The sequence below is a fragment of the Bradyrhizobium sp. MI1.11 genome (assembly GCF_055811255.1).
Map to the genome: position 1 here is coordinate 1 of NZ_JBVVPM010000149.1, position 2,372 is coordinate 2,372.

Sequence of the window (2,372 nt, forward strand, 5' to 3'; positions counted from 1 at the left end):
GCGAAGGTCGGCATCAACTCGGCGCCGTCCTGGACCGCCACGCGGGCCGAGGTGCCGGCGCCGACATATACAATGCGTCCATGATCACCCAGCGCCGCTTTGGCCGCCTCGGTCGCCGCAGTAATCGCGGGAAGGGCATGGCCGATCGCCGCGACTGCCGCAAGCTGGCCCTCCCACATCGCTTCCATCGCCGACGCGAGCTGCCATGCATCGAGATCGGCAAAGCGGGGGTCGACTTGTTCGGTGGCCATATTGTTGATCCATGCTCCATTAAACGCGGAACTTTGAAGCCTGCTCCTGGTCAGCTTCTCTCTTGGGCAGGTCTTTGCTGGCCAACTCAAGCCGCCCTCGCGCCACCAGTAATGCGCCGGCCGCCGCGTCGGCATCAGGACACCTCAGGCGCGCGCGCAGGTCTGGCGTCAGCCACGGCGTAATGGCATCCGCGAGCCCGCCTACCAGCGAGAGCCGGTCAATCCCTCTCGCCAGGAAAAGATCAAGCAGATCGCCAATGGCATCGGCCGCGCGTTCGACAATGCGACGGCCGACCGGATCGCCCTGGTTGGCATGCCGTATCACGATCGGCGCGAAGGCAGCGTAGTCTGTGGCCCTGGCTTCTTCCGACCAAGCCACCGCCTGATAAGGATCATGATCGAATGCGCCCAGCACCTCCGAAAGCAATGGGGTAAGCTCGCCGCGGCGATCCGCGGCCCGCAGCGCCAATCGAACAACCTGCAGGCCGATGTCGGCTCCACTGCCTTCGTCCGACACGGGAAAGCCATAACCCGCGACACGGATTTCGCGGCCGTCGATCAGACCGACACCCACCGAGCCTGTGCCGGCTACCACGATGGCGCCATCCGCGCCGCTATGGGCGCCGAGACAGGCCGCCAAACCGTCGCTGATGAAGATGACGGACGCAAAGGGATGCGCGATCTTCTTGAACTCTGCTTCCGCGCCCCGGCGGCCAAAACCAGCGAGACCAATTCCGGCGTGCATCCGCGCGAAATCCTCGCGCATCAGTCCGGCCTCTGCGGCAGCCGCTTCCGTGGCCTGCATGATGGAGCGCCAAGCCTTCTCGGAGCCAATCCGCGTGGTGGCGGGCCCCGAGATCGCTGCACCGAGCACCTTTCCATTTTCGTCCTCGATCCGGGCACGGCAGCCGGTTCCGCCGCCGTCAACGCCGAGATACGTGGTACCTTTTGTTCCCATGCAAAGTTAACGCGAAGGTTTCGCTTCGGGTCCCGCCGGAGCTAGTTGGTGTACATGTCCTGCACGGGGCTCCCCTCACGAGTCCGTGACTGCCATTGGTGGATGAATAGTGATGGGCCTCGCCGGTTCTCCCTCTCTCACGATTGCCGCGCAGCACATCTTCGATGGTGCCGACATGCGCGGCCCGGGGTCGGTCAGGATCTCGCAGGGGCGGATTGAGAGCGTCACCTTGGGCGAGGCTGAGACGCCCGCCTCAATCCAGCTTCCCGCAGACGCGATCCTTGCACCTGGATTCATCGACATCCAGGTGAACGGAGGCGGGGGCGTCCTTCTCAACGACCAGCCAACGGAAGCTGGCATTCGACGCATCGTTGAAGCGCACCGCGAGAAGGGGACCACCAGCTGCTTGCCGACTCTCATCACCGATCGTATCGAGGTCATCGAGCGATTGGCTGCTGTCGCCAAGGCTTGTCTAGAGATTCCGGGCGTTCTCGGCTTTCATCTGGAAGGACCCGCTCTCAACAGGTCTCGCAAGGGCATTCATCCGGAAGCCGAGATACGCGTCCCCGATCGGCGCGATCTCGCTGCGATCAAGAGTTTCGGTGTGCTTGGGCGCTCCGTTCTGACCTTGGCCCCAGAATGTGTGCCCGAGTCCATGATCGATGAATTGATCGGCGCTGGATTGCGTATCGCGGCCGGCCACAGCGACGCCACCGCAGCCGAAATCGGGCAGGCGGTCGATCGCGGTGTCTTGGGGGTCACCCATCTGTTCAATGCCATGTCGCAGTTGAACGCCCGGGAGCCGGGCCTGGTGGGCGCCGCGCTTTGGGATGACCGGCTGTTTGCAGGCATCATCTGCGACGGCATCCACGTTGACCCCACTAGTTTGCGTGTTGCCTTCCGTTGCAAGGGACGCGATCGATTGATGCTGGTCAGCGACGCCATGCCATTGGCGGGCACCGACGACCGGCAATTCATGCTGCACGGAAGGCCGATCACGTTGCACGAAAACCGCCTGACGGGCCCCGATGGCACGCTCGCTGGCGCTCACCTCACCATGATCGAGGCGGTGCGCAACGCTGTTGCGCTGCTCGAAATCTCCCTTATCGATGCTCTCATCATGGCCTCTCGGACGCCCGCGGCATTTCTCGGGCTTGAGTCCG

2 protein-coding genes and 1 pseudogene are annotated in these 2,372 nt (G+C 63.6%); 1 reads left to right on the top strand and 2 read right to left on the bottom strand.

Annotated elements, in window-relative coordinates; all coding sequences use genetic code 11:
* Together AC0L30_RS42720 and AC0L30_RS42725 are read right to left on the bottom strand one after the other, a co-directional pair.
* Positions 1-251: pseudogene (locus AC0L30_RS42720) on the bottom strand (N-acetylmuramic acid 6-phosphate etherase); the annotation flags it as partial.
* Positions 252-270: 19 nt separating this feature from the next.
* A complete protein-coding gene (locus AC0L30_RS42725; protein WP_473406766.1) occupies positions 271-1,209 on the bottom strand; it encodes a glucosamine kinase nucleotide-binding domain-containing protein in 939 nt (312 codons plus the stop codon).
* Positions 1,210-1,321: 112 nt separating this feature from the next.
* Between AC0L30_RS42725 and nagA the strand changes: the two genes are divergently transcribed.
* A partial coding sequence (gene nagA / locus AC0L30_RS42730) for an N-acetylglucosamine-6-phosphate deacetylase (RefSeq protein ID WP_473406767.1) occupies positions 1,322-2,372 on the top strand: 1,051 nt, incomplete at its 3' end.